3 protein-coding genes are annotated in these 4484 nt (G+C 63.3%); all 3 read left to right on the top strand.

Annotation, left to right across the window (positions count from 1 at the left end):
* A partial coding sequence (gene gcvT, locus ACR0D8_RS22160; RefSeq protein WP_480649692.1) for a glycine cleavage system aminomethyltransferase GcvT occupies window positions 1-1080 on the top strand: 1080 nt, incomplete at its 5' end.
* 18 nt (window positions 1081-1098) lie between these two features.
* Window positions 1099-1464, top strand: coding sequence for a glycine cleavage system protein GcvH (gcvH, locus tag ACR0D8_RS22155; RefSeq protein WP_475153844.1), 366 nt, complete (start codon window positions 1099-1101; stop codon window positions 1462-1464).
* A gap of 143 nt (window positions 1465-1607) precedes the next feature.
* A complete protein-coding gene (gene gcvP / locus ACR0D8_RS22150; protein WP_480649691.1) occupies window positions 1608-4463 on the top strand; it encodes an aminomethyl-transferring glycine dehydrogenase in 2856 nt (951 codons plus the stop codon).
* Window positions 4464-4484 lie beyond the last annotated feature (21 nt).

Genomic DNA, 4484 nt, shown 5'->3' with positions numbered 1-4484 from the left:
CGCACCCCACTTCATTCGTTGCATGTTGAGTTGGGGGGTAAGCTGGTTGATTTTGCGGGATGGGAGATGCCTGTTCAGTATCCTTTGGGGATCATGGGGGAGCATAAGCAGTGTCGTGAGAAGGCGGCGGTGTTTGATGTGTCTCATATGGGTCAGGTGATTTTGCGCGGTGAGAATGTGGGGGAGAAGCTGGAGGCTTTGTGCCCGCAGGCTTATGCGACCCTGAAGCCGGGCAAGGCGCGGTACGGGTTTTTTACCAATGCGGATGGCGGGATCATGGATGACCTGATCGTGTCGAATGCGGGGGATCATTACTTTGTGGTGGTGAACGCAGCGCTGCGCCATCAGGACATTCCGCATATGAAAGCGAACCTTGACGGCGTCGAAGTGACCGAGATCTTCGACCGTGCGCTGGTCGCGGTCCAAGGTCCTGCGGCGGAAAACGTTGTGGGGGAACTCTGCCCCGCGGCGCGGGATCTGACCTTCATGGAAACCACAATGGCCGACATCCTGGGTGTCGAGTGCCGCATCTCGCGGCTGGGCTACACGGGTGAGGACGGGTATGAGATCTCGATCCCCGAGGACAAGGCGATCGAGATCACCCGCGCGTTTCTGGCGCATGAGGAGTGCGAACCGGCGGGTCTGGGCGCGCGCGACAGCCTGCGGTTGGAGGCGGGTCTTTGCCTTTATGGCAATGACATCGACCAGGGCACCTCCCCCATCGAGGCCAGCCTCGGCTGGGCGATCCAGAAGCGCCGCAAGGAAGAGGGCGGCTTTCCGGGTGCCGACCGGGTGCAAAAGGAACTGGCCGAGGGGCCTGCGCGCAGGCTGGTGGGCATCAGGCCCGAAGGCCGGGCGCCGGCCCGTCAGGGCACGGAAATCCGGTGCAGCAATGGCAACCCCATTGGCCAGATCACCTCGGGCGGGTTCGGCCCCACGGTCGGCGGACCGGTGGCGATGGGCTATGTCGCGGCCGGCCATGGTGAGCCGGGCGAGGTGGTGCAGCTGATCATCCGGGGCAAGCCGCAGCCGGCCGAGATTGCGGCGCTGCCCTTCGTCAAACAGAATTACAAGCGTTGAAGTCAGGAGAGAGACACCATGGCAACCTATTATTCCGAAGAGCATGAATGGCTGGCCGTTGAGGGCGACATCGCCACGCTGGGCATCACCGCACACGCTGCCGAGCAGCTGGGCGATGTGGTGTTTGTCGAGCAGCAGGAAGTGGGCGACACGTTCGAGAAAGATGGCGAGATCGGGGTGATCGAATCCGTCAAGGCCGCGTCCGAGCTCTATGCCCCGGTCGATGGCGAGATCACCGAAGTGAACGAGACGCTGGCCGACAATCCCGGCGCGCTGAACGACGACCCCGAGGGTGAGGCCTGGATCTACAAGATCAAGGTGACCGACGCCGCGCAGCTCGAAGATCTGATGGATGAGGCCGGCTACAAGGCCTTCATCGGTTAAACCCATGTCGGGGCTCTGTTTCCGGGGCTCCGCCCGTTCGGGCCTGAACCTGTCCGCCGGACTGGTTCCGGGACGGCCCTTACCCCACGCCGGAGGCCTCTGCCGCCTCCGCCCGACCTGACCTATTCGACAGGAGCGCTGCAATGGCCTTCAAACTGACCGATTACGAAGCCTATGACTTTGCCAACCGCCGCCATATCGGCCCGTCGCCCACCGAGATGCGCGACATGCTCAAGGTGATCGGCTTCAAAACGCTGGACCAGCTGATTGATGCCACCGTGCCGCCGGCGATCCGGCAGAAAGAGCCGCTGGACTGGGGCCCGGCGATGACCGAGCGCGACGCGCTGTTCCACATGAAAGAAGTGGCGGGCAAGAACAAGGTTCTGACCTCGCTGATCGGTCAGGGATACTATGGCACCACCACGCCGGCGCCGATCCTGCGCAACATCCTGGAAAACCCGGCCTGGTACACCGCCTATACGCCTTATCAGCCCGAGATCAGCCAGGGCCGGCTTGAAGCGCTGTTGAACTTCCAGACCATGGTCAGCGACCTGACCGGGCTCGATGTGGCCAACGCGTCCTTGCTGGACGAAGCCACGGCGGCGGCTGAGGCGATGGCCATGGCCAAGCGCGGCGGCCGGTCGAAGGCCAATAACGCGGCCTTCTTTGTGGACCGCAACTGCCACCCACAGACCATCGCGGTCATTAAAACGCGCGCCGAGCCGCTGGGCATCGAGGTGCAGGTCGCCGATCCGGATACGCTGGATGCAGGCGCGGTCTTTGGTGCGATCTTCCAATATCCCGGCACCCATGGCCATGTGCGCGACTTCACCGCCGAGATTGCGGCCCTGCATGAACATAAAGCGATTGCCATCGTGGCCGCCGACATCCTGTCGCTGGCGCTGCTGAAGTCACCGGGTGAGATGGGCGCGGACATTGCCATCGGCTCGACCCAGCGCTTTGGCGTGCCGATGGGCTATGGCGGGCCGCACGCTGCTTACATGGCGACCACCGACAAGCTGAAGCGGGCAATGCCGGGCCGGATCATCGGCGTCAGCATCGACAGCCGCGGCAACAAGGCCTATCGCCTGGCGCTGCAGACTCGCGAGCAGCATATCCGGCGCGAGAAGGCCAACTCGAATGTCTGCACCGCGCAGGCGCTCTTGGCGGTGATTGCCTCGATGTATGCGGTCTATCACGGCCCCGACGGCATCAAGGCCATCGCGCAATCGGTGCACCGCAAGACCTCGCGCATGGCCGCCGGTCTGGAAGAGGCGGGCTTTGCCGTTGAACCCGAGGTGTTCTTCGACACCATCACGGTCGAGGTCGGCCATCTGCAGAAAACGGTCATGGAGGCCGCCGTGGCCCGGGGCGTCAACCTGCGCAAGGTGGGTGACACGAAAGTGGGCATCAGCCTCGATGAACAGACCCGCCCCGAGACCATCGAGGCGGTCTGGGGCGCTTTCGGCATCGACCGCAAGGATGACAGTTCGAACAAACTCTATCGCCTGCCGGACTATGCGCTGCGCGAAAGCGCCTATCTGACCCACGAGATCTTCCACAAGAACCGGGCCGAGGCCGAAATCACCCGCTATATGCGCCGTCTGGCCGACCGCGATCTGGCGCTGGACCGGGCGATGATCCCGCTGGGCTCCTGCACCATGAAGCTGAATGCCACGATCGAGATGATCCCGGTCACCTGGCCCGAGTTCGGCAACCTGCACCCGTTCTGCCCTGAAGATCAGGCGCAGGGCTATCACGAGATGATCGCTGATCTGAACGACAAGCTGTGCCAGATCACCGGTTATGACGCGATCTCGCAGCAGCCCAACTCGGGCGCGCAGGGCGAATACGCAGGCCTGCTGACCATCCGCAACTATCACTTCGCCCGCGGCGAAGGGCACCGCAATGTCTGCCTGATCCCGACCTCGGCCCATGGCACCAACCCGGCCTCGGCGCAGATGGTGGGCTGGCAGGTGGTGCCAGTGCAATCGGATGAGAACGGCAATATCGACCTGAACGACTTCCGCGCCAAGGCCGAGAAGCATTCCGATCATCTGGCCGGCTGCATGATCACCTACCCCTCGACCCATGGCGTGTTCGAGACCACCGTGCAGGAGGTCTGCCAGATCACCCATGATCACGGCGGGCAGGTCTATATCGACGGGGCTAACATGAATGCCATGGTTGGCCTCTCGCGTCCCGGAGACATCGGCGGCGATGTCAGCCACCTGAACCTGCACAAGACCTTCTGCATCCCGCATGGCGGTGGCGGCCCCGGCATGGGTCCGATCGGCGTCAAGGCGCATCTGGAAGAGCATCTGCCCGGTCACCCGGAATACGGCAGTGCCGTCGGTCCGGTCTCGGCAGCACCGTTCGGGTCTCCGTCCATCCTGCCGGTCTCATGGGCCTATGTGCTGCTGATGGGCGGGGCCGGTCTGACACAGGCGACCAAGGTGGCGATCCTGAACGCCAACTACATCGCCGCGCGTCTGAACGCGGCCTACCCGATCCTCTACACCTCCGAGACAGGCCGGGTGGCGCATGAATGCATCCTCGACACAAGACCGCTGGACGAGGCGGCGCATGTCAGCGTCGATGACATCGCCAAGCGTCTGGTCGATTCAGGCTTCCACGCGCCGACCATGTCCTGGCCGGTGGCCGGCACCCTGATGGTCGAGCCGACGGAATCGGAACCCAAGGATGAGCTCGACCGTTTCTGCGACGCCATGCTGTCGATCCGCTCGGAAGCGCAGGACATCATCGACGGCAGGATCGACGCGGAAAACAACCCGCTGAAAAACGCCCCCCACACGGTGCGCGATCTGGTCGGCGACTGGGACCGCCCCTATACCCGCGAACAGGCCTGCTTCCCCCCGGGTTCCATGGGCGTCGACAAATACTGGTCCCCCGTCAACCGCGTCGACAACGCATACGGAGACCGAAACCTTATCTGCACATGCCCACCCATGTCAGAATACGAAGACGCAGCAGAATAGCCAAAACCCCCGCCTCGGCGG

This window comes from Ruegeria sp. BG10 (assembly GCF_056538575.1).
This window is presented reverse-complemented; position numbering and strand designations above follow the sequence as displayed.